Source organism: Nonomuraea sp. B19D2, assembly GCF_040137845.1.
Lineage (GTDB): Bacteria > Actinomycetota > Actinomycetes > Streptosporangiales > Streptosporangiaceae > Nonomuraea.
Window position 1 is genome coordinate 242,144 of the sequence record NZ_JBEFAK010000002.1, and the last position, 22,543, is coordinate 264,686.

The following is a 22,543-nucleotide window of genomic DNA, read 5'->3' on the forward strand; positions in this document are numbered from 1 at the left end:
GCCGGGGTCAGGGGGTCAGCTCGGCGATGGGGAGGCGGCGGAAGGCGATGGTCTCGTACGGCCCGAAGCCGCCGGTCTCGAACAGCAGCCCCACCGTGTCCCCGTCCACCCTGACCAGATCGGAGTAGGCCGCGGGCAGCCCCGACACCGTGTGCGCGACCCGCCAGGTCACCCCGAGATCGTCGCTGGCCCGTACCGTCATCAACGCCCGGGCGTCAGGGGCGGCGGGCCCGGAGAACAGCAGCACGTCCGGCGCCGAGCACCACAGCGCGCTGCCCTCCACCACCGGCCCGGCCAGCCCGGCCTGGGGGCGGAAGGGCCGGTCCAGCGTCTGCCCGCCGTCGGAGGAGTAGGCGTCGGCCCTGGTGCCGGGCGCGGTGGAGTCGGTGCGGGCGTTGACGTAGAGGCGCCCGTCCGGCAGCTCGGTGGCCGTGGTCTCGTTGACGTTGACGTACCCGTCGGGCTTGTCGTCGACGTACCCGATGCGCCACGTCCGGCCGCCGTCGTCGCTCAGCAGCGCGTGGCCGCCGTCGTACCTGCCCTCGGTCCCGCTGTCGGACCCGGCGGGCGGCAGCGAGTGGTTGCCGGGCACCACGATCCGCCCGGCGTGCGGGCCGTGGCGCAGCTCGACCGCGTGCCCGGGAGCGGTCGCGTACCAGCGCCACTCGGCGTGCTTCACGCTGCCGGTGATCTCTTGCGGCGCCGACCAGGTGACCCCGTCGTCGGAGCTGACCTGCGTGAACACCCGCCGCCCGTCCGCCGCCGCGACCTGACCGCGCCTGATCTTCTCTTCAGTGACCGCCGGGCCCTGCCTGACGTGGACCAGCACGATCCGGCCGTCGGCCAGCGTCACGGGCGCGGGGTTGCCCGCGGTGCCCCGGCGCGGCTCCGTGGCGACCACCTGCAGATCGCCCCACGTCCTGCCGCCGTCCGTGGAGCGCTTGAGCACGATGTCGATGTGGCCGGAGTCCCCGGCCGAGGCATGCCGCCCCTCCGCGAACGCCAGCACCGTGCCCGCCCCGGTCACCACCGCCGCGGGGATCCGGTACGTGTGATAGCCATCCGTGCGCTGCCGGTACGGCACCGACGTCGGGTAACGATCATCCATGCGGGCACGTTACGGGCCACGGGTGAACGCGGCGTGACGTTCCCCGTCCCCTCCCGCGAACGGCACGCGAGCCGCCGCGTCCCGACAAGTGGTCGCAGCTCCGGCATGAAAGAGTGCAATTCATGGGCGAGTGCTTCTGGAGGCAGGGTGGCTGACGAGTTCGATGTCATCGTGATCGGCGCCGGTCCCGCCGGTGAGAACGTCGTGGACCGGGCCGTGCGCGGCGGGCTGACCGCGGCGGTCGTCGAGGAGCGGCTGGCCGGCGGCGAGTGCTCCTACTGGGCGTGCGTCCCGAGCAAGGCGCTGCTGCGGCCGGTCGATCTGGTGGGCGAGGTGGCGCGCGCCCCGGGGCTGTCGCTCGGGCCCGTCGACGTGGCGGCCGTGCTGGCCAGGCGTGACGAGGCCATCGGGAACTTCGACGACTCCGGGCAGGTGCGGTGGATCGAGGGCGTGCCGGCCGAGTTCGTACGTGGGCGCGGGCGGCTCGACGGCCCCAAGCGCGTACGCGTCACCACCGAGGACGGCGGGGAACGCGTACTTACCGCCCGGCAGGCCGTCGTGCTGGCCACCGGCAGCACGCCCGCCATCCCGCCCACTCCAGGGCTGGCCGAGGCGGAGCCCTGGACCAGCCATGACGTGACCGTGACCGACTCCATCCCCGAGCGGCTGGTCGTGATCGGCGGCGGCGTGGTCGCCTGCGAGATGGCCCAGGCCATGCACGGGCTCGGCGCGCGCCAGACCACCGTGCTGGTGCGCGGAGGCGGCCTGCTGCCCAGGATGGAGCCGTTCGCGGGAGAGCTGCTGGCCGAGTCGTTCGCGGAGGCGGGCATCGAGGTGCGCGCCCAGGTCGAGGCCGTCAGGGTCGAGCGCCCGGAGCGCGGCGGAAAGGTGACGGTGCACCTGCCGGACGGGCCGCCGCTGGAGGCCGACGAGCTGCTGGTGGCGACCGGCCGCCGGCCCGCGACCCGCGACGTGGGGCTCAGCACGGTGGGTCTGACCGACGGCAAGTACGTCGAGGTGGACGACAGCATGCGGGCCACCGCGATCCCCGACGGCTGGCTGTACGCCGTGGGCGACGCCAACGGGCGCGCGCTCCTCACCCACATGGGCAAGTACCAGGCCAGGATCTGCGGTGACGTGATCGCCGCGCGGGCCCGCGGCGACGAGCTGCCCGCGATGCGGGATCTGGCGGACGGGTACGGCGCGCCGCAGGTCGTCTTTACCGATCCGCAGATCTGCGCGGTCGGCAGGACCGAGGCGGCGGCTCGTGCCGACGGGTTCCGGGTGCGCGTGGTGGACTATGACATGGGGTCGGTCACCGGCGGTTACCTGATGGGCGACGGCTACCGCGGCCGGGCCAGGGCCGTGGTGGACGAGGACAGGAAGGTGCTCCTCGGCGTCACGTTCGCCGCGCCGGGCGCGTCCGACCTGCTGCACTCCGCCACGATCGCGGTGACGGCCGAGGTGCCGCTCGACCGCCTCTGGCACGCGGTCCCGTCCTTCCCGACGGTGAGCGAGGTGTGGCTGCGGCTGCTGGAGGCCTACGGGCTGTGATCCCGCACGGCCGCCGCCTCGGATCCGCGCGCCGGGGCGGCGGCCGATCGCGGCTGCAGCATCAGCTCGGCCACCGTTTCCTCCACACTCCCCCGCAGCTCCACGCGCGACAGCAGGTCGGTCAGCCGCAGCACCGACAGCAGGTGACCGTCAGGCCGCACCAGGATGATGCGGCCACTTCTCTGCTCCTCCATCCGCTGCATGGCCATCGCGAGCACCCCGATGACCGAGGAGTCGTAGAAGTCCAGATCTGCCAGGTCGAACACCAGAACGGGCCCCTCCGACCAGTCCCACACGGCATTGATGCAGGCGCTGAACCGGACCCGGCCCGCGTGGTCGAGCTCACCGCTGGCGCGAACGACTGTGCAATGGAGGTGCCGGATCGTCTCAATGCGCAAGCCGTTCCTCACGTAGGAAAAACTTCCCGCTGAGCGGCGATATCACGGGCTGTCGCTATTTTTCCTGCCCGCATTACGCATCACGGCCCTCAGGGTTACCAAGCGGCCCGTCGAGCAGCTTGCGCAAGATCGCCGCGAGCGTCTCGGTGTCCTCGGTGGTGAGCGGAGCGGCCAGCCGGGCCAGATTCGCGGCGTGCTCGGTGAGCGTCTCGTCGATGATCCGCAGCCCCTCGCCGGTCAGCCGGACGCGGAAGCTACGCCGGTCGGCGGGGTCGAGGCTGCGCTCGACCAGTCCCGCCGCCTCCAGCCGGTCGAGCCGGTTGGTCATGCCGGCCCGCGACATCATCAGCACCGCCGACAGCTCCGACGGGATCAGCGTGTACGGCTCCCCGGCCCGGCGCAGCGCGGCCAGCACGTCGAACTCGCCCGGCCGCAGCCCGCGCTTGGTGAAGACCTGGTCGACCCGCGGCTCCAGGATCCGCATCACCTGCGCGAGCCGCCCGAAGACGCCCATCGCCGACAAATCAAGATCTGGCCGCTCACGCCGCCACTGCTCGAGGATCCCGTCGACAGCGTCGCCCATGACTCCGCATCTTATTTACTGGTGCGCGATGGCCGACTCCAGCGTGGGCATGGCGCCGAGGCACGGACCTATGATCACCAGGAACGGCGAGTTGCTCGGACTGGGCAGCACGAGCTCGGTCACGTTGGCCCCCACCCGTTCCTCGGGCACCCCCATGTTCCCGTCCCTGATGCTGAGCACGCGCTTCACGGGCGGCGCCGCCATGCCCAGCAGCTTCCTGGTGGCATGGCGCATCCAGCGCAGCTCGCTGTTCACCCGCCGCCACGTCGCGGGGATGACGCTCGCGGGCTCCGCCTTGGTGCCCAGCCTGAGGGTGAGGCGCCCGCTCGACCCGAACGTGTCCTTAAGCACCGGGTTGACCACGAGCATGCCCGAGCGCAGCACGCGTACGCCCTGCCGGTTGAAGTTGGCCAGGCCGCCCGCGCTGATCAGCGAGGACTGCTCACAGCGCAGGCCGTCGAGCGTGTCCGGGTCGAAGTCCACCGCCGGCGGCTCCTCGAACACCACCTTGTTCAGCCGCACCCCGGCCACCCCGTCGGGCATGACGCGTCCCGACACGGCCTGGCGTACCTCCGGGGAGACCCCGTCCCCCTCCGTGATGTCGAGCAGCTCGACACAGATCAGCCCGTCGTCGGGGATCTCGTCCGGCGCCAGGTCGAAGGTCACCCGGGCGTGCGCCCGCTTCCCCCTGAGCAGCACGCACTGGCGCAGCCGCCCCTGGGAGCGGACCTGCACCAGCCGCGGCAGCGCGCTCGCCTCGGCCTGGCCGTCGTGCCAGCCGGTCACGGACCGTTCGTCCAGCGACAGCGACAGCAGCACCCGCAGCGAGCGCCCCTGCGCCGAGACCTTGAACCCGGCCAGGCCCGAGGTCTCGAACCTGCCCAGGATCTGGGTGCCCCGGTGGAACCTGTCGGTCACCTGCAGCGCGGAGACCTGGCCGTTGTTGAGGTGTACGGGCGGGATGGCGGGAAGAATCAGCTGGTCGAGCTCGGTGGTGGATCCTGGGCTTGTCATGGGGTGCTCCTGGTGACGAACGGCCCTTCCGGGTCGGGAAACTCCTGGTGATCAACGTCTTCGATCCGGCGGAACCGGTCGTGGGTGCTCCTGATGTACGGCCCCGCCGGATCGTGGAAGTCGAAACGGGTGAGCATGGGCTCACGCCTGTCCCACATGCGCGCGACCGCGCTGTAGAGGGGGTCGCCGTCGCGCTCCACGTGCCACAGGTTGACGGCGAGCGCCCGCGCGTAATCGGCGCCGTGCTCCCAGTGCGGCAGGAGCCCGGTGGGCACGTCCGTGCCGCAACGACGCAGCCAGAGCCACAGGCGGGCACGCTCGCGCTGCTCCGGCTCGAGGATGGACTCCCCCTTGTCGTGCTTGGCGATGGCCTCGTCAAACAGCAGGCGGATGTCCGACGGCTGCAGTGCGATGTGCGTGGTGCGGCAGGCTCTCCCCACCGACCAGCCTGCCTGGATGACGGGGATGCCGAACGCCGGCAGATCGCTGTCGCCGAACGCGACGGCCGCGTCCGTCATGCTCCAGAGCAGGTTCGTGGACAGGGCGCCGGCCAGGCCCCTGATCCGCGAATGCGTTCTGGTGACGGGATCGAGGAACAGCCAGTTCGCCGACACATCGGACGCGGCGTACTCCACCGTCGACTCGAACAGCTCCTTGTCCTGCTCCGGCCGGTGGCCGAAGACCGTGATCGTCGGCAGGTCGGGGTCGAGGCCCAGACGGGCGCAGCCGTAGTGGCGGAGCTGGCGGCGCTCGGTCTCCGTGCGGAGCTGGTAGCCGCTCTTCGCGCGCCAGGCCGTCCGCTCCGCGTCGGGCGCGATCACATGCCGGTGCGGCCAGACGTGCCGCTCGAAGAACGCGCCGACCCTGGCGGGCAGTTCTTCTTGGTACGAGCAGGGACCCTGATCAGGGAAGATCGCGTACGCCTTCAGCGACCCCTTCCCGTGCACGTGCACAACCGGGATGTCCCTGCGCACATCGGGATTCACCCGGCTCGTGACCAGCGCGGCCAGCGGCACCCGCGGACCTCCGTCCGCCTCGGCCCCGAACACCTCGGCCAGCCTGCGCCACTCCGGATCGACCAGCGCGAACAGCCGCGCCGACAGCAGCTCGCAGACCGCCTTCGCGACCATGAGCGTACGTACCACGACCCGGATGTCCTGGTCGAACGCCTCCGCCACGACACAGCTGTCACCACCCGGGCTCTCACCCCAGTATGTTCTGGCTACGGCGAGCAGCCGATCGAAGTGCTCGCCATCCCCGACACGTCGCATAAGACCCCCCACCACGACCGGTAGGAAACCGACATTGCCAGAGCCGCCAACGTCCGCCCGCACGTCAACACGTTTTCTTTGGCGAAAACTGAAGATCGCCACAGCTGCCGCACCGGCCCCGGCCAGCCCGAACTTCCGTTAAGCGGTCAGAGACGGAGAAAAACCCGCTTCCCCCGCGAACAAACCGGGCACCAGCGGGGTCCAAGGTTTTACATAGAGCACGTCATGGCGGGGTTTAGGATGCACCCTAATGCCACGAGGGGGAGGTTTTACCACCATGGGTTCCCGTATGTCGAGTATCGCGCGCCTGACCGGGGCTGCGGTCGCGGCTGGTGTGGTGGCCGCGGCCATCGCGCTGCCCGCGGTCGGAGGCACCGGAGCGATGTTCGTCTCGGCGTCGGAGGACCTGGGGATCAAACCGCAGGAGCTCAAGGAGCCACCCCTCGCGGAGCGGACGATGGTGCTCGACTCCAAGGGCAAGATGATCGCGACCTTCTACGAGGAGTACCGCGAGAACGTCGCTCTCGACAAGATCGCTGAGATCATGAAGACGGCGATCATCTCGATCGAGGACTACCGCTACTACGAGCACGGTCCCATCGACATCGAGGGCACCATCCGCGCCCTGGCCAAGAACCTCAGCTCGGGCGGCATCGCCCAGGGCGGCTCGTCCATCACCCAGCAGTACGTCAAGCAGGTGCTGCTCAACTCGGCCACCACCACCAAGGAGAAGAACGCGGCCCTCGAGGCCAGCTACGCGCGCAAGCTCAACGAGCTGCGGTACGCGATGGCGGTCGAGCAGAAGTACACCAAGGACCAGATCCTCGAGAAATATCTGAACATCGCGTACTTCGGCGCCCGGGCCTACGGCATCGAAGCGGCCGCCAAGCGCTTCTTCGGCGTGAAGGCCGCCGACCTGACACTGCCCCAGGCCGCCACCCTGGCCGGCGCCGTGCAGGACCCTCTCCAGACCGACCCCAGCCGGGGCAAGGAGTTCAGGGACCGGCTGCTGTTCCGGCGCAACGTCGTGCTCGACCGGATGGCCGAGCTCAAGAAGATCACGCCGGAGCAGGCCGCCGAGGCCAAGACCGCCAAGCTCGGCTACAAGGGCACCCCGCTGCCCGGCGGCTGCGAGGCCAGCGACTACCCGTACTTCTGCATGTACGTCCGCAACGAGATCCTGAGCAACCCGGACTTCGGCAAGACGAAGAAGGCCAGGACCCAGTTCCTCAACCGGGGCGGCCTGGAGATCCGGACCACGATCGACCCGAAGATGCAGGCGGCCGCCGAGCGGGCCATCAAGAAGCACGTGCACGCGTCGGACAACCCGGTCGCCTCCGAGGCCCTGGTGAAGCCCGGCACCGGTGAGATCAAGGCCATGGCCGCCAGCCGCAAGTACGGCATCTCCAAGCGCAAGAACGAGATGTCGTACAACGTCGTCGCCGACGCGGTGCACGGCGGCGGCACCGGCTTCCAGGCCGGCTCGACGTTCAAGACCTTCACCCTGCTCACCGCGCTCAAGCAGGGCATGAAGATCAACGAGGGGATCTCGGTGGGCGGCGGCTACCGCGCTCCCGCCTACTGGTCGTTCAAGAACTGCAAGGGCGACAACGTCGGCGATCCCAGCTTCACCGTCACCAACGCCGAGGGCGGCGGCGGGGGCTTCAAGTCGCTGGCCACCGGCACCTGGGGCTCGGTGAACACCTTCTTCATGGCGCTGGAGCAGAAGGCGGGCCTGTGCAACGTGGTCAAGACGGCCAAGTCGCTGGGCATCAAGCGCTCCGACGGTCTGGACCTGCAGGAGTACGAGACGTTCACGCTCGGCATCAACGAGATGGACCCGGTGACCGTCGCCAACGCCTACGCCGCGATCGGGGCTCGCGGCAAGTACTGCGAGCCGATGGCCATCACCTCGATCAAGGATCGCGACGGCAAGGTCACCAACTACAAGCCCAAGTGCAAGCAGGCGATCGACCCCGAGGTGACGGACGCCGCGGCGAGCATCCTGTCCGGTGTGTTCACCAAGGGCACCATGAAGGGCGTCGGCGGCATCGGCCGGCCGGCGGCCGGCAAGACGGGCACCACGGACGCGCAGTCCACCGCCTGGTTCGCCGGCTTCACCCCCGACCTGGCGGGCGCGGTCAGCATCGGCGACCCGCGCGGCGCGGTCACCCACAAGCTGAACAACATCACCATCGGCGGCCGCTACTACGGCTCGGTCTTCGGCGCCTCCATCCCCGGGCCCATCTGGAAGGACACCATGCTGGCCGCGCTGAAGGGCATTCCGGCGACCGACTTCACGCCGGTCAACAGCTCCCGCTTCGGCGGCTGCGGTGGGAGTTGCCAGCCGCGGCGGCAGGAGCCCGACCGGGGCAACCGCCCGGACGGGTTGCTGGACGAGGCGGACATCGACACGACGCTGAACCATTGATCATCGGCAGGGAAAACTGGGAAAACTCAGAAATCCCTGCCGGTTATCAACGCCTCTAGCTGAGCAAATTCGGAGTGCGTCCGCACAATGGGACGCACTCCCAGCAAAGGCCCTATTAACAACGCCGAAACATTGGTAACGTGGGAGCGCTCCCAGGATCTTTTCCGCGAGGTGCTCCATGACCGAGCAGCCCACACTGGCACAGGTGGCGGCCGCTGCAGGGGTTTCCCCCGCGACCGCATCTCGAGTCCTCACGGGCTCGGTGCGGGTCAGTACCTCGACCCGCCGGCAAGTCTACGACGCCGTCTCCCGCATGGGATACGTGCGCCAACGCGCCCCACGGGGAACGGCCGCCAAGACCATCGCCGACGGCGTCACGGCGGTGATCTGTGACCATCTCCCCCGCCTTTTCTCCGAGCCCTACTACGCCAGGCTCCTGTCCGCAGCGGGAGCCGTGATCGCCGAGCACGGCACCCACCTCATGGTGACCACCGTCACTCCCACGTCATCCACCCTGCCCGCGCTGTCGGGCGCGGTGCTCATCGTGGGTGCCAGAGAGCGGCACCCTCTGGCGATCAAGTTATCCACCTCGGGCGTCCCCGTGCGCAACATCGGCCGCCCGCCCCACGACCTCAAGCTCCCGTACGCCGACGTGGACAACCTCGACGGCGGGCGCCAGGCAGCCGAGCACTTCCTGCTGTCCGGCCGCCGCAACGTCGCCGCCATCGGCGGACCGCCGTCCCTGCCCGGCGCCCGGGACCGATTAGAGGGCCTGGTACGCACGCTGCAGGCGGCCGGCCTACCCGACGCGCCCGTGGCGTACGGCGACTTCACCGCGGCCTCCGGCACTCACGCCATGCAGTGGCTGTTACGCCACGCCCCCGGGTTGGACGCCGTCTTCGTCGCCTCCGACCTGATGGCCGCGGGGGCGATCCAGGCACTGCGCAGGGCCGGGCGCAAGGTGCCCGCGGACGTCGCGGTGATCGGCTTCGACGACGCGCCGGTCGCCAGACATACCCTTCCCGCCCTGACCACCATCCGCCAGCCCGTCGAGGAGCTCGCCACGGTCGCCACCCGGCTGCTCCTGACGGGGGCCGCGGGGATCGACCCCGTACTCCCCACGGAACTGGTCATCCGTGAGTCGGCTTGAGCCGGGGGATGTGCTGGCCCGCAGGTATCTGTTGCTGGATCCGCTGGCCCGCGGGGGAATGTCGGTCATCTGGCGTGCCTTCGACCAGTCACTGCACCGGATGATCGCGGTCAAGGTGCTCACTGCCTCACTCCACACCGGCGACGGCGAGCGCGTCAGCGCGCGCAGCGAGGCCCGCGCCGCCGCCAGGTTCATCCATCCCGACTCCATCGAGATCTACGACTACGGCGAGACCGTCACCATGAACGGCGGCGTCGCGGCCTACGTGGTGATGCCGCTGCTCGACGGCATGCCGCTGGCCGAGCGCATCGAGCAGGGCCCCCTGCCGTGGCCCGAGGCGGCGACCATCGCGCTGCGGCTGGCCCGGGTCCTGATGGCCGGGCACGCCCGCGGCCTGGTCCACCGGGACGTCACAGCCGAGAACGTGCTGCTCACCGCCGACGGCCCCAAGCTCCTCGACTTCGGCATCGCGGCCTGGGCCGGAGATCCCGACGACGACCGCGGCACCCCTCCCTACGTCGCACCCGAGCGGCTGCTCGGCGCGCCGACCCACCCCGCGGTCGACGTGTACGCACTGGGCGTGCTGCTGTACGCCATGCTCACCGGGCGCACGCCGTACCCGGAGACGACGTGGGAGGAGATCGAGGCGGCCCGCAGGACGTATCCCCCGCCCCGCGTCATCGGCGTGCCGCACGCCGTGGCCTCGCTCTGCCAGCGCTGCCTGGCGCACCGGCCGGAGGCGCGGCCGACCGCGGCCGAGATCGCCTCGGCGCTGAACTCCGCACTCGGCACGGCAACACTGGGCCGGCATGTGAGACGCGGTCTCACAGTTGCCGGGTCCGCGGCCGTCGCCCTCTCCGCCCTGCTGTGGTTCCAGCGGTCGGGGCTCCAGGAGCTGGAGCTGACGGTCAAGCCGTCGCCGACGGCCAAGTTCGTCGAGAGCGCGCCGGCCACGGCGATCACGGTGGAGCAGGCCGTGGACGACTTCAAGAGCACGCTGGAGGCCAGGACACCGTGCGGCGCGACCGACGCCGACGTCGTGCTGGACCTCACGCAGGTGCTGCACGCCGCGGTGTCGCCGCACGGGCCGTCGGAGTCGACGACGCAGGGCGTACGCCAGAGGCTCTCCGTCCGCATGGCCGAGGGCCGGCTCGCGCCCGCCTGTCTGAGCGAGTTACAGGCCAGGCTCGACGAGATCGACTCCGCGCTCGAGCGGGATTGAGCAGAGAGCACCATTACCAAGATCGGATGAAAGTTTCACAGCGCGTTGTCGAAACCGTGCGCGGCGTGATTCAATGCGCTCGCCGGGCGGGCAGGTCGTGGGGCAGGTTTCCTCTGTCGTCAGCGCAAGGGAATCCCCATGAGGTTATTCAAGTCGGCGGCGGTCACCGCCGTCACGGTACTGATCGCGACTGTCCTGATGGTGCCCACGCAGGCACAGGCGCACGGGGTGTCGATGTTCCCCGGCGCCAGGACGTTCCTGTGCTGGCAGGACGGCCTGCGGGAGAACGGCCAGATCATCCCCTACAACCCGGCGTGCGCGGCGGCCGTCGCGCAGAGCGGCACGACCCCCCTGTACAACTGGTTCGCGGTGCTGCGCTCCGACGGCGCGGGCCGAACCGCCGGATTCATCCCCGACGGGCAGCTCTGCAGTGGCGGCAGCGGCGGGCCCTACGACTTCACGGCCTACAACGCGGTCCGCAGCGACTGGCCGCTGACCCACCTGACCTCGGGCGCGACCATCCAGATGCGGCACAGCAACTGGGCCAAGCACCCCGGCTCGTTCAACTACTACATCACCAAGAACGGCTGGAACCCGAACGGGCCGCTGAAGTGGTCCGACCTGGAGCCGTTCGGCAGCGTCACGAACCCGCCCGACACCGGCCCCGCCGGCGCGCTCAACTACTACTACTGGAACGCCCAGCTCCCGTCCGGCAAGACCGGCCGGCACATCATCTACACGCACTGGATCCGCTCCGACAGCAACGAGAACTTCTACAGCTGCTCCGACGTCGTCTTCGACGGCGGCAACGGCGAAGTCACCGGCGTCGGCCCGGGCCAGAGCACGCCCACCAACACCTCGACCCCGCCCCCGCCGACCGGCGCCTGCACGGCGACGTGGAAGGCCACCGACACCGGCTGGGCCGGCCACTTCCAGGGCGAGGTGACCGTGAAGAACACGGGCACCTCCTCGATGAACGGCTGGACGGTCAAGTGGACCTACAGCGGCGGCCAGGGCTTCGACGGCTCGCCGTGGAACGGCGTACTGTCCGGGCAGCCGCCCAACGTGGTGGTCAAGAACGCCAGCTACAACGGGCAGCTTGCGCCGAACGCGACGACCACGTTCGGCTTCAACGCCACGGGCTCGATCCCGAACCCGGCCCCGGCCCTGACCTGCACCAGCCCGTGATCAAGTCACGTCGCGGGCTCGTCGCGGCGATCGTCACCCTGGCCAGCCTGACCCTGGCCGGGGTGATGTTTTTCGCCGGCCGGCAGTCGTCGCAGCTGTACAAGGAGCTCGCCGCCCAGGCGACGCTGGCGCTCGAGCAGTCCTCGCTCGACGAGCACCACGCGCACGGCCACGACTTCGAATCGCGCGTCGTGTGCGCCGTGGAGACCTTCGGGACCGATCCGCCGAACGCCACCTCCGCCGTCGAGGTGAAGTGGGTGTACGCGCGCCACATGTGCGCGGTCACCGACGCCGGCACCGACTGGGCGACCTCCGTGCGCGCCTCCGGCCCGATCGCCGTCCGCATCGGCATCCCGCCCCTGATCAGGGTGCCGGAGGCGGGCATGGGGTATCCGGACCGGGTCAGGCAGCTCATTCCCGCCCGCTATCAGGACGAGGCCTTCGCCGAGTTCGACGACGAGGACGCGATAGACGCGGCCCGCCAGAGGTTCACCGAGATCAAGAAGGCTCAGGTCAAATAAGACGCGAGGGAGCGCCGTCGCCTGGACTGAGGAGCGTCGGGAGCGTAGCGACCAGAGCGACGAGGGAAGGCGACGGCTCCCCAGCGACCGAGCCGCCTCCACGGAGTGGAGGCCATGAACACGGACGCGGCCGACTGGAGGTATCGGCCGCGTCCGTCCCATCCGGGCGGGATGGTGTCATGGGCAGGGATGTTGGTTTTTCGCCTCACCTCCTCCTACGCAGCCGTTCGACGGGCGGTTCAGTTGGCACAGGTGTAACCGGAAGGGACGGCCGTGTCGCCGCTCGGACGGCTGGCCTGCACCCCGAAGCTGGTGCCGGCGTTCGGTGCGAGCGAGCCGTTGTAGCTCAGGTTCTTGGCCGTCACGGTCTGGCCGCTGACCGTCACCGCGGCGTTCCAGGAGCCGGTGACCGTGTGCCCGGCGGGCAGCGTGAAGGTCACCGTCCAGCTCGACTTGGTCGAGGTGCTGGTGTTGGTCACGGTCACGGGCTGCAGGACGTACCCGGTGCTCCACTGGCTCTGCACGGTGCCGGCGGCCGTGCAGCCGCCGCCGCTGCCGCCGCTCAGCGTGGTGAACGACGCCGTCGGCGACGCGGCGGACTGGTTGCCGGCCGCGTCCCTGGCCTTCACGTTCACCTGGTACGTGGTCGCCGCCGAAAGCCCGGTCAGCGTGATCGAGTTGGTGGCGGTCGAGCCGAGCGTGGTGCCGGTCGAGGTGTAGACGTCGTAGCCGGCCACGCCCACGTTGTCCGTGGCGGCCGTCCAGGTCAGGGTGGCCCCGGACGAGGTGATGCCGGACGCGGACGGCGTGCCGGGCACGCTCGGCGGGCTCGTGTCGGTGCTGCCGCCGCCGTAGATGGAGGCCTGCTTGGCGGTCGCGGCGATGCCGTTGGCGCCGTTGAACAGCCGCCGGCCCCAATCCGTGAGCTGGGTGACGTCGAAGTTGGTGACCTGGTCGAGGTACTCGACGCCGCCGCCGTTGCCGCTCCACGACCAGCCCAGGTAGCCGAGGCCGCGGCTCACGGACTGCGCCATGATCGTGTCCTCGTCCGGGTTGCCGTCGGAGTGGTTGAACCCGAACTCGCCGACGACCAGCGGCAGTCCCGCGGTCCTGAACGCGTCCATGTACGCGGTGATCTCCGCGGCGGTGTCGAAGACGCCGTACATGTGGACGGAGAAGATCGTGTTCTTGTTCGGGTCGCTGTCGAAGACCGCCCGCGCGTTGTCCCGCATGCCGAACTGCCAGTCCTGGCCCCAGTTGGGCGCGTCCACCATCAGCGCGTGCTGGAAGCCGTTGCTGCGCAGCTTCTGGATCGCGGCCGTGGTGGCGGCGGCCCAGCCGGGGGTGACGGCGTTGTTGCCGACCGGCTCGTTGCCGATGTTGACGATGACGTAGTCCTCCTGGCCGACCAGGGCGGACTTGACGCTGATCCAGTAGTTGGCGGCCTGGTCGAGGGTATAGGCGCCGCTCTGCTCGCCGTACCCGGTGGTGTCGTGGTTCTCCAGCACACAGATGAGCTTGTTCTGCTTGCAGAGCGAGACGACGCTGGCCACGTCGGAGACGGTGTTGGGGGTCCAGCGGCCGCCGCTGAGCACGACCCGCACGGTGTTGGCCTTCAGCGACTTGATGTCGGCGAACGCCTTGGTCTGCGTCGCGTACCACGTGTGCGCGTGACTCGTGCCGCGCATGATGAACTCCTGGCCGTTGGCCTCCAGGATCTTCGTGCCGCTGACGTGGATGCCGGTGGCGGCGCTCGCGGGCGGCGCGGGGGCGACGAAGAGGGCGAGGAGGCAGGCCAGCGCGGTGAACAGTGATCTCATGTGCTGCCTTTCACTGAGCGGTGGAACCGCCCCCGCCGCTACTGCGACGGGGGCGGGGTCTTCACTCAGGCGGGAGTGCAGGTGATCGGGTCGGGGACGGTGGACGTGCCGTTCGCGATGAAGCCGAACGTGGTGGTGGCGCCAGGAGAGAGCGCCCCGTTGTAGGACTCGTTCTGCACGGTGACGCCGGACCCCGACTGGGTGTGCTTGCCGCCCCAGAGCTGGGTGATCTGGTTCGCCGACGTCCAGGTGACCGTCCAGCCGGCGGTGGCGGCCGTGCCGTTGTTCTTCACCGTCACCTCGGCCTGGAAGGCGCCGCTCCACGAGCTCGTCACCTTGTACGTCGCCGCGCATCCGCCCGTGGGCGGCGGCGTCGTGTTCGTGGTGGTGAACGACGTGCTGTCGGACGGCGCCGAGGTGTTGCCCGCCGCGTCCCGCGCCACCACTGAGGCGGTGTAGGAAGTGGCGGGGGTGAGCCCGCTCAGGTCGAAGGACGCGCTCGTGGCCGTGCCCACCTTTTGGGACCCCAGGTAGACGTCGTAGCCGCTCACGCCCACGTTGTCCGTGGAGGCGGTCCAGCTCAGCTTGGCGGTCGAGCCCGTGATCCCGGAAACCTCGGGCTTGCCCGGCTTGCTGGGCGCTGTCGTGTCCTGTTCCTCCGGACCCGGGGGCTCACCCCAGATCTTGGTCGCGCCGCTGTAGAGAGTGATGTTCCCGGTCCGCACCGGCGTCGCGCCGGGCGTGGTGGGGATGTTCCGGTACGACCAGTCATTCGCCGGGTCCCACGTCCCCGAGCTGGCGATCCTGAACTGCACCTCTCTGCGGTGCTGCGACTGTCCCGCCGGGGCGATGACCTGGCCGGAGCAGTCGATGTTCACGTAGTACGTGGTGCCGCCGACGGTTTGATGGTCGCGCTCACTTGGCCCTCGCTGGTCACGCAAGCTACCGCTCTCGGGCCTGAGCGTTCGCCGCTCCGCGTGCACCATGGGCGCCTTGCACTGCGTGTAGGCCGACGACACGGTGATCTGCGAGGCGGTTGTCGAGCCGTCGAGCGTGAAGTAGTAGCGGAACGAGCCGTCGGACAGGACCCTGGCGGGCCAGGCCGACTGGTTGCGGACGATGGCCTTGATCTCGGTGAAGTTGGTGCCCGAGGCGTTCACGCCCGCCTCGACGAAGAGCTCGGGGCCGTCCGGGGTCTCCGCCACCGGGAAGTTCGCCGCCGGCGCGCCGCCGTACTCCTTGTAGAGCCGGGCCAGCGCGCTGGTGAAGCCGGCGTTGTAGTCGGTGGCGACCTCGTTCATGACGTAGTCGTCGCGTTTGTCGGTGTAGGCGTCGTTCGGGTCGGGCGGGCCGCCGACGAGCGCGCCGTACAGGGTGTGGCGGGTCTGCTCGGGGTTGGTGATCTGGTCGGTCCACGAGCCGTGCGCCGTGCGGTGGTGCGGGTTCTTCGGCGGGTTGTCGCCGAACCCGATCACGTACGAGGAGTTGCGCGGGTTGTCGCCGAGCGCGTAGTTGATCTGCCGTACCGCGAAGTCGTGGTAGCGGGCCTTACGCGTGGCGTCGGTGATGGAGTCGCTGTGCACGAGCGCCGCGAACGAGGTGTTGGCCGCGTACCGCAGCGAGCCCCACCGGTCCAGCACGGCCTGGCCGCCCGGCGAGTACGCCACCTTGGAGCCGTTCACGCCGACCGTCCACCAGTCGAGCCAGCGGTTGGCGTCGTCCAGGTAACGCTGCTTGCCGGTCAGCTTGTGCAGCAGCACGTACGCGCCGTAGGACTTGTCGTCCCAGGCGATCGTCCACTTGTACGACTTCGTGGTGCTCTGCGGCTCGTTGCCCAGGTTGTCGTAGCCGGTCTCGGCCTTGGCCAGATAGGAGGCGTCGTTCGTGGCCCGGTGGAGCCAGATCGCACCCCAGACCAGCTCGTCGTTGTAGCCGCTCCACGACTGGTAGTAGCCCTGGGCGTCGGTGATGCAGTCGCTGTACTTCTTCCTGACGGTGTCCGCGAAGGTGTACAGCTGCTTGGCGTGCGTCAGCAGCGTGTCAGCATAAGCCGGATTTGTCGGGCGGAAGACCATCGACGAGGCCGCCATCGCGGCCGCCGTCTCGCCCGCCAGGTCCGACCCGCCGCACGACGCGTCGATCTTGTACGCGGGCCGCGCCATCTGCATCGCCTCGGCCGGGCCCCACCAGGCGTGGTCCGTGCCGCCGTTGCCGACCTGGCCGTAGAGCACGTTCGCCGACGGGTGCGCCTTGATGAAGTAGTCGTTGACGTGCTTGAGGTTGTTGAGCAGGTGCGTGAGCTGGCCGGAGTTCGCGTACGCGTCGCGGTACTCGACCGCGCCCCAGGCCAGCATCGTGGTGGCGGCCGCCATCGGGAGGCCGAACTTGACGTGGTCACCCGCGTCGTACCAGCCGCCCGTGAGGTCGACGCCGACGTCCTTGCCGTCGTTCATGCCGGAGTCGCCGCGCCAGGAGACGCGGTTCCAGCTCGGCAGGTCGCCGGACTGCTGGGCCTCGTAGAACCACAGCGACTTCTGCAGCGCCTCACCGTAGGCGAAGGCGGGTGCGGCGGCGCGGGCCGCCGGCCCGGCCCCGAAGAGGGGCAGGGCCAGCGACACCGCAGCGATCAGTGCTGCCTTTCTCACGGGAAGAGCCGTCCGTACTCGGCCAGGGCGACGGCGACGTCCACCTGCGCCCAGAACCGGTGGTAGTTGAAGACCGGCGCCGGGCCCGTGCCCTTCAGGAAGGCGTCGACCTTCGCCCAGTCCGGGTCGTTCTTGTAGAAGGACCTGATCGAGATGAACGTCGAGCTGGAGTTGATGGCGTCGCCGTTGGGCATCTTGCCGCTCCAGCCGGACGGCACGTAGACCGGGTCGTCCACGCGGTTGTAGTCGGTCTTGGTCTCGGGGACCGACACGCCCTTGGCGTCGCGGTTCTTCCACACGCCGTCGAGCAGCGCCTTGGCCATGTTCTTGGCCGCCGTGTTGTTCGCCTTGGCCGCGTAGTACATGAGCACCTTGGCATACGCGCCGGCCACGCCCACGTCGTTCGTGTAGTCGGCGATCGTCACGTGCAGGCCGGGGTTGGCCGGGGGCATCCCGGAGGTGGCGCTGAAGTCGCCCGCGGGCTGGCCGGTCCACTTCAGCGTGGACGGGATCTGGTACGAGCCGTCCGCGTTGATCGTGGTGTTGTTCATGGCCCAGGTGACCCACTTGTCGAGCAGCGCCTTCGCGTCGGCGTTGCCCGAGGCGTAGTACAGCTCTGCCACCCGCTCCATCGTCCACGCCTGGAAGCCGAACCACTGGTTCGACGGCGGGTCGTGGTAGACGGGCTGCCAGTCGTAGGTCAGGCCGTGGAACTTCGGCAGGCCGGCCGGCGGCGCCGCGTAGTGGCCCTCCCAGCTGTTGGTCGCGCCACCGGCGATGGCGCCCTCGGCCGACTGCAGCCAGGTGTAGAACTGCAGCTGCCTGGTGAGGCTGGTGCTCCAGTCGGCCGCCCCGGTGCTGCTCTTGGGCTTCAGCTCGGCCACGTTCGCCAGTGCCCAGGCCGCGAGCGGGTTCTGGTAGCCGGAGTGGTTGTGGCTGGAGCCGATGCGCCACGCCCAGCCGGCGCTGGAGTCGGTCGCGCCGCCCCAGGCGTAGTACCAGCTCATCAGGTAGTTGGAGGCGTCCTTGCCGGTGCCCGCCGCGCACGAGGGGCTCGTGCAGCCGGGCTTCTTGAAGTACTTGTCGTACATCGCGTAGCGCAGGTAGTCACCCATCTTCGCGGCCTTGGCGACCGACGCGGAGATCTGCGAATCCTTGCCCTGGGCCTTGGCCCACGTCTGCGCCCAGTACGCGGCCTGCACGGCGCGCGCGTCGGCGTCGGGGGCGTTGGTGTACCTCCACTGCTTGGCGTAGGAGCTGTCCTTGATGAACAGGTCCAGGTACCCGTTGGTGCCGCCGTGCTTGAAGGTGTCGCAGGACGGCTGCGGGATGGTCTCGAAGACCGACTCCTCGGGACCGCGCTGGTAGGTGTTGATGTAGGCGGGCTTGGTGGTGCCGTCGCCGCAACGGCCGAAGCCGTAAGTGTTGTCGACGTCGAGCAGCCAGTGCATGCCGTAGATGTCACGGGTGCCGTACGCGCTCTGCAGCTCGTTCGCGATCGGGTCGGCGCCCGGGGTGACGCTGCTGTCGAGCGCGGTCGGGTAGTTGCTGATCTGGTTCCACTCCGGCGCGTACGTGGCCGGCTTGTTCGGCGTGTAGAAGGAGTTCGTCGGCTGGTCGGCCGTGGCCGGGATGATGTACTTCTCCATCGAGGCCCACGCGTTGTTGAACTTCGACCAGTCGCCGGTGGCCTGCCCGTACGCCGCCTCGAGCCACAGGTAGTAGCTGTAGGCCTCGGACGTGGTCTCGTGCCCGTGGTCCGGCGCCTCGACCATGAACGTCTCGACCGAGTGGTAGGGCACGCCCTCGGGCGAGAAGTAGCCGTTGGCCGGGTCGTGGAGCTCGTTGTACATCTCGACGAAGCGCTGGACGTAGGTGTTGTTCCCGCCGACGTCGTCGTCCGCCTCGCTGGCGGTCACGTCCACCGCCGGGTAGCCGGTGGCGCTCACCCTGAACACGCCGGAACCACTGGTGGTGTCACTGTCGTTGGCCGCCGCCAGCGTGACGTTCTGCGCGGTGTTCCAGTTGGACGGCGTGAAGGTCAGGCTGGCGCCGCCCGAGACCGTGAGGTCGGTGTCGCCGCTGGCGCGCGCCGTGGTGACGGTCACGTTGGCCGTGGGCGCCTGCGACAGCTTCACGCCGAAGCTTGCGTTCCCCGCCTCGGGCACGGACAGCGTCGTCGGGCTCACCAGGAGCGCGGGGCCCGCGTCCGGGGAGACCGTGATGCCGACCGGCGACGAGGTGGTGGTCGCGCCGCTGTTGTCGGTGGCCTTCGCGGTGATCGAGTAGCTGCCGGCCCCCACGTTCGTCCAGCTGTAGCTGTAGGGCGCCGAGGTGTCGGTGCCGAGCAGCGTGGAGCCCTGGTAGAAGTCGACCTTGGAGATCGTGCCGTCGGCGTCGGAGGCGTTCGCCGCGATCGGCACGGTGGCCGGGGCGGTGAACGTCTGGCCCGCGGTCGGAGAGGTCAGCGACACGGTGGGCGGGGTCGGGTTCCCGCCGCCGCCACAGGTGGTGCCGTTCACGCTGAAGCTGGTCGGGTTCGGGTTGCTCCCCGTCCACGTGCCGTTGAAGCCGATGGAGACGGAGCCACCCGTGCCCAAGCTGCCGTTGTACGACATGTTCGTGGCGGTGACCCGGGTGCCCGACTGGCTCCAGTTAGCACTCCAACCCGTCGGGGTGTACTTCTGACCCGTGGTCGGGAAGTCGAAGGCCAGGGACCACGAGGTGATGGGGTCGCCGGTGTTCTTCAACGTGATGCTCGCGGTGAAACCGCCCTGGCCAGGGCTGTTCGTCCACGAGTTGGCCGCGTACGTCACGTCGCACGCCACGGCCGCCTGCGCCGGGCTGGCCGCCACGGCAGCGGTCGCGCCCGCCACGAGGACGAGCGTCGTGGCCACGGCGAGCCGCCTCGATAAGCGGGTGAGGAGGGAAGGAGGTCTGTACTTCACGGGATCTCCATGGGAGTAGAGGAGTGGGAGCGCTCCCAAACGGGATTGTGGGTGCCCTCACGCGTATGTCAACGGAATGGCGGTCCGGTAACCCCCGTGTTTCCTCTCACCAGGCTGCCCGGGATGAAAGTTTCATCCGCGTTCCGGGCCATTCAACGAGCATGTGGGGCGGCGGACACCTTTCGGAGTGGCGCCCGCTGTACACGGATCCGACTGAGGCAGACCATGGGAGCGCTCCCAGCCCTCTAACACTGGAGATGATCGCTCGTGAAACTCCAACGCGGCCTCCGCAGATGGGCCGTGACCGTGACCGCCGCGAGTGTCGCGGCCTTAGGGCTCGTCGTCGGCCAGAGCACGGCCGCCAACGCCGCGGTCGCCTGCGACGTGACCTACTCTGCCAACTCGTGGACGAGCAGCCCCGGCCAGGGCGGTTTTACCGCGAGCATCACGTTGAAGAACACCGGCGACCCCATCACCTCGTGGTCCCTGGCCTTCGACTTCCCGACCACAGGTCAGAAGTACACCCCCACCGGCTGGAGCGCCAACTGGAGCCAGTCAGGCACGCGTGTGACCGGCACCAACATGCCGTACAACGGCAGCCTCGCGACCGGCGGCTCCGTCTCCATCGGCTTCAACGGCACGTGGACGGGCAGCAACCCGAACCCGACCAGCTTCAGCGTGAACGGCACCACCTGCGGCGGCGGCGGGAACCCGACGACCCCGTCGGTGGTCACCTCGGCCAGCTCGGTCGCGGTGAACGAGGGCGGCACGGCCACGTTCACGGCCAGGCTCTCCTCGGCTCCGTCCGCCAACGTGACCGTCACCACGACGCGGACCAGCGGTGACACGGACCTGTCCGTCAGCTCCGGCGGCTCGCTGACCTTCACCCCGTCCAACTGGAACACCGCCCAGACGGTCACCCTGGCCGCGGCCCAGGACTCCGACACCACCGCGGGCACGGCGGCCTTCAACGTCGGCGGCACGGGCGTCACCCCGGCCACCGTCAACGCCACCGAGGTGGACGACGACGCCGTGGTGGAGCAGTCGCTCGTCGTCACGCCGGCCTCGGTGACCGTGCCTGAGGGCGCCACCGCCGGCTACACCGTGCGCCTGGCCACCGCGCCGACCTCGAACGTGACCGTCACCTCGACGGCGGGCAGCGGCGACACCAACATCACCGTCACCAACGGCGCCAGCCTCGTCTTCACGCCGGCCAACTGGAACACCCCGCAAACGGTGACCCTGTCCGCCGCGGAGGACTCCGACTCGGCCGGCGGCAGCCGCACGATCACCATCTCGGCCCCCGGCCTGACCTCCAGGACGGTCACCGCCACCGAGGCCGACAACGACGGCGGCCCCACCCCCGGCGGCCACGTCGAGAACCCGTACTCCGGCGCCACCGGCTACGTCAACCCCGACTGGAAGGCCAAGGCCCAGGCAGAGCCCGGCGGCGCCGCCGTGGCCAACACCTCCACGGCCGTGTGGCTGGACCGCATCGCGGCCATCGCCGGCTCCTCCTCCGCCATGGGCCTGCGCGCCCACCTGGACGAGGCCGTCAGGCAGGACGCCGCCAACGGCTCCACGCCACTGACCGTGCAGTTCGTCATCTACGACCTGCCCAACCGCGACTGCTCGGCGCTGGCCTCCAACGGCGAGCTGCTCATCGCCGAGAACGGGCTCAACCGCTACAAGACCGAGTACATCGACCCGATCACGGCGATCATGAGCGAACCGGCGTACGCGAACCTGCGCATCGTCACGATCATCGAGCCCGACTCGCTGCCCAACCTGGTCACCAACCTCAACTTCCCCAAGTGCGCCGAGGCCAACTCGACCGGCGCCTACGTCGAGGGCGTCCGCTACGCGCTCAACAAGCTGCACGCCATCACCAACGTCTACACCTACATCGACGCCGCCCACCACGCCTGGATCGGCTGGGACTCGAACTTCGGCCCGTCGGTCAACGTGTTCTACAACACCGTGGCCGGCGCCACCGCCGGCGTGGACAGCGTGGACGGCTTCATCATCAACACCGCCAACTACGGCGCGACCACCGAGCCGTACTTCACCATCAACACGACAGTGAACGGCACGACGGTCCGGCAGTCCAACTGGGTCGACTGGAACTACTACGTGGACGAGTCGACCTTCGCCACGGCACTGCGTACCGCCCTGATCAGCAAGGGCTTCAGGCAGGGCCTCGGCATGCTGATCGACACCTCCCGCAACGGCTGGGGCGGCGCCGCCCGCCCGAGCGGGCCGAGCACCTCGACGAACCTGAACGAGTTCGTCGACCAGTCACGCACCGACCGCCGCATCCACCCCGGCAACTGGTGCAACCAGAGCGGCGCCGGCATGGGCGCGCGGCCCACCGCCAACGTCCCCTCCGGGTTCGACGCCTACGTCTGGATCAAGCCGCCGGGCGAGTCCGACGGCGCCAGCACAGACATCCCGAACGACGAGGGCAAGAAGTTCGACCGGATGTGCGACCCGACGTACGAGGGCAACGACCTCAACAAGCACAACAAGTCGGGGGCGCTGGCCAACGCGCCGCTGTCCGGGCGCTGGTTCTCCGCGCAGTTCCAGGAGCTGCTGCGGAACGCCTACCCGCCCATCAACTAGCAACCGCCACGGCGGGCCCGGACCTTGATCCGGGCCCCCGACGCAAGCCCGAGCGACCCGCCTGACCC

At 69.4% G+C, this 22,543-nt stretch carries 15 protein-coding genes; 7 read left to right on the forward strand and 8 right to left on the reverse strand.

Annotation, left to right across the window (positions count from 1 at the left end):
* Positions 1 to 7: 7 nt before the first annotated feature.
* Positions 8 to 1,108, reverse strand: a complete 1,101-nt coding sequence (locus ABN273_RS04775) for a sialidase family protein (protein ID WP_349447394.1) — start codon at positions 1,106 to 1,108, stop codon at positions 8 to 10.
* A 147-nt stretch (positions 1,109 to 1,255) separates the two neighbouring features.
* Here ABN273_RS04775 and ABN273_RS04780 point away from each other — a divergent pair, with 147 nt between their 5' ends.
* A complete protein-coding gene (locus ABN273_RS04780) occupies positions 1,256 to 2,662 on the forward strand; it encodes a dihydrolipoyl dehydrogenase family protein (protein ID WP_349447395.1) in 1,407 nt (468 codons plus the stop codon).
* Here ABN273_RS04780 and ABN273_RS04785 read toward each other — a convergent pair.
* The 4 genes from ABN273_RS04785 to ABN273_RS04800 form a co-directional block, all read right to left on the reverse strand.
* The gene (locus ABN273_RS04785; protein WP_349447396.1) at positions 2,650 to 3,060 is read right to left on the reverse strand and encodes an STAS domain-containing protein; all 411 of its coding nucleotides are present in this window, start codon (positions 3,058 to 3,060) and stop codon (positions 2,650 to 2,652) included. The genes ABN273_RS04780 and ABN273_RS04785 overlap by 13 nt on opposite strands.
* A 73-nt stretch (positions 3,061 to 3,133) precedes the next feature.
* The gene (locus ABN273_RS04790) at positions 3,134 to 3,643 is read right to left on the reverse strand and encodes a MarR family winged helix-turn-helix transcriptional regulator (RefSeq protein WP_349447397.1); all 510 of its coding nucleotides are present in this window, start codon (positions 3,641 to 3,643) and stop codon (positions 3,134 to 3,136) included.
* A gap of 15 nt (positions 3,644 to 3,658) precedes the next feature.
* Positions 3,659 to 4,657, reverse strand: a complete 999-nt coding sequence (locus ABN273_RS04795) for a hypothetical protein (protein WP_349447398.1) — start codon at positions 4,655 to 4,657, stop codon at positions 3,659 to 3,661.
* Positions 4,654 to 5,928, reverse strand: a complete 1,275-nt coding sequence (locus ABN273_RS04800) for a hypothetical protein (RefSeq protein ID WP_349447399.1) — start codon at positions 5,926 to 5,928, stop codon at positions 4,654 to 4,656. Before ABN273_RS04800 ends, ABN273_RS04795 begins: the two co-directional genes overlap by 4 nt.
* A 289-nt stretch (positions 5,929 to 6,217) precedes the next feature.
* On the opposite strand from ABN273_RS04800, the gene ABN273_RS04805 reads away from it, so the two are divergent.
* The 5 genes from ABN273_RS04805 to ABN273_RS04825 all read left to right on the forward strand — a co-directional run bounded on the left by ABN273_RS04805 (position 6,218) and on the right by ABN273_RS04825 (position 12,440).
* Positions 6,218 to 8,359, forward strand: coding sequence for a transglycosylase domain-containing protein (locus ABN273_RS04805; RefSeq protein WP_349447400.1), 2,142 nt, complete (start codon positions 6,218 to 6,220; stop codon positions 8,357 to 8,359).
* Positions 8,360 to 8,537: 178 nt separating this feature from the next.
* Positions 8,538 to 9,509, forward strand: a complete 972-nt coding sequence (locus ABN273_RS04810; protein WP_349447401.1) for a LacI family DNA-binding transcriptional regulator — start codon at positions 8,538 to 8,540, stop codon at positions 9,507 to 9,509.
* Positions 9,496 to 10,731 (forward strand): serine/threonine-protein kinase, encoded by a 1,236-nt coding sequence (locus ABN273_RS04815; RefSeq protein ID WP_349447402.1) that lies wholly within the window; start codon positions 9,496 to 9,498, stop codon positions 10,729 to 10,731. Before ABN273_RS04810 ends, ABN273_RS04815 begins: the two co-directional genes overlap by 14 nt.
* A gap of 138 nt (positions 10,732 to 10,869) precedes the next feature.
* A complete protein-coding gene (locus ABN273_RS04820) occupies positions 10,870 to 11,919 on the forward strand; it encodes a lytic polysaccharide monooxygenase (RefSeq protein WP_349447403.1) in 1,050 nt (349 codons plus the stop codon).
* Positions 11,916 to 12,440 (forward strand): hypothetical protein, encoded by a 525-nt coding sequence (locus ABN273_RS04825; RefSeq protein ID WP_349447404.1) that lies wholly within the window; start codon positions 11,916 to 11,918, stop codon positions 12,438 to 12,440. Before ABN273_RS04820 ends, ABN273_RS04825 begins: the two co-directional genes overlap by 4 nt.
* Positions 12,441 to 12,679: 239 nt before the next feature.
* Here ABN273_RS04825 and ABN273_RS04830 read toward each other — a convergent pair whose 3' ends face one another.
* From ABN273_RS04830 to ABN273_RS04840, 3 genes are all read right to left on the reverse strand, one after another.
* A complete protein-coding gene (locus ABN273_RS04830) occupies positions 12,680 to 14,260 on the reverse strand; it encodes a cellulase family glycosylhydrolase (protein ID WP_349447405.1) in 1,581 nt (526 codons plus the stop codon).
* A gap of 65 nt (positions 14,261 to 14,325) precedes the next feature.
* Entirely contained in the window at positions 14,326 to 16,959 is a 2,634-nt protein-coding gene (locus ABN273_RS04835) for a glycoside hydrolase family 9 protein (RefSeq protein WP_502910948.1), read from the reverse strand.
* Positions 16,902 to 19,853: a glycoside hydrolase family 48 protein gene (locus ABN273_RS04840; protein ID WP_349447406.1), complete on the reverse strand. Its 2,952-nt coding sequence runs from the start codon at positions 19,851 to 19,853 to the stop codon at positions 16,902 to 16,904. Before ABN273_RS04840 ends, ABN273_RS04835 begins: the two co-directional genes overlap by 58 nt.
* Positions 19,854 to 20,120: 267 nt before the next feature.
* On the opposite strand from ABN273_RS04840, the gene ABN273_RS04845 reads away from it, so the two are divergent.
* Complete coding sequence (locus ABN273_RS04845; protein ID WP_349447407.1) at positions 20,121 to 22,475, forward strand: glycoside hydrolase family 6 protein; 2,355 nt, start codon at positions 20,121 to 20,123, stop codon at positions 22,473 to 22,475.
* Positions 22,476 to 22,543 lie beyond the last annotated feature (68 nt).

Coding starts and splice junctions, on each gene's coding strand:
- ABN273_RS04775 (WP_349447394.1), bottom strand. CDS start 1,108: ATGGATGATCGTTACCCGACGTCGGTGCCGTACCGGCAGCGCACGGAT.
- ABN273_RS04790 (WP_349447397.1), bottom strand. CDS start 3,643: ATGGGCGACGCTGTCGACGGGATCCTCGAGCAGTGGCGGCGTGAGCGG.
- ABN273_RS04795 (WP_349447398.1), bottom strand. CDS start 4,657: ATGACAAGCCCAGGATCCACCACCGAGCTCGACCAGCTGATTCTTCCC.
- ABN273_RS04800 (WP_349447399.1), bottom strand. CDS start 5,928: ATGCGACGTGTCGGGGATGGCGAGCACTTCGATCGGCTGCTCGCCGTA.
- ABN273_RS04805 (WP_349447400.1), top strand. CDS start 6,218: ATGTCGAGTATCGCGCGCCTGACCGGGGCTGCGGTCGCGGCTGGTGTG.
- ABN273_RS04810 (WP_349447401.1), top strand. CDS start 8,538: ATGACCGAGCAGCCCACACTGGCACAGGTGGCGGCCGCTGCAGGGGTT.
- ABN273_RS04820 (WP_349447403.1), top strand. CDS start 10,870: ATGAGGTTATTCAAGTCGGCGGCGGTCACCGCCGTCACGGTACTGATC.
- ABN273_RS04830 (WP_349447405.1), bottom strand. CDS start 14,260: ATGAGATCACTGTTCACCGCGCTGGCCTGCCTCCTCGCCCTCTTCGTC.